This window comes from Agrobacterium sp. 22-210-1, assembly GCF_053522525.1.
Genome location: NZ_JBNWCI010000008.1, coordinates 1 through 543 on the forward strand (window position 1 = coordinate 1; position 543 = coordinate 543).

Sequence of the window (543 nt, forward strand, 5' to 3'; positions counted from 1 at the left end):
TGTGACCCTGGTCGATGCCAATACGTACAAGGGCGGCACGACGATCAAGAGCGGCGGCGGTCTAACCGGAACTGTGAAGAGCTTCGGTTCCGGCAACATTGCCGACGATGGCACCCTGGTCATCAATCAGGCAACCGACGCCAGCTTCTCCAATGTCATCTCCGGTGCCGGTACGGTGCTCAAGGAAGGCGCTGGCAATGTGACCCTAGCCGACGTCAACGGCTACAAGGGTGGCACGACGATAATAGCTGGCGCTCTGACCGGTACCGTGAACAGCTTCGGCGAGGGTAACATCACCAACAACGGGGCCCTGGTTATCTATCAGGCGACCGACGCCAGCTTCTTCAATGTCATCTCCGGCGATGGAAAGGTGACCAAGGATGGTGCAGCGAATGTGACGCTGGCCGATGTCAACACCTACAAGGGCGGCACGACGATCAAGGCCGGCGGCGGTCTAACCGGAACTGTGAACAGCTTCGGTTCCGGCAACATTGCCGACGATGGCACCCTGGTCATCAATCAGGCAACCGACGCCAGCTTCTC

Annotated in this window: 1 protein-coding gene; it reads left to right on the forward strand. The window is 59.1% G+C overall.

Going from position 1 to position 543, the window contains the following annotated elements; translation table 11 throughout:
- A partial coding sequence (locus ACQZ5F_RS25200) for an autotransporter-associated beta strand repeat-containing protein (RefSeq protein ID WP_448739324.1) occupies window positions 1-543 on the forward strand: 543 nt, incomplete at both ends.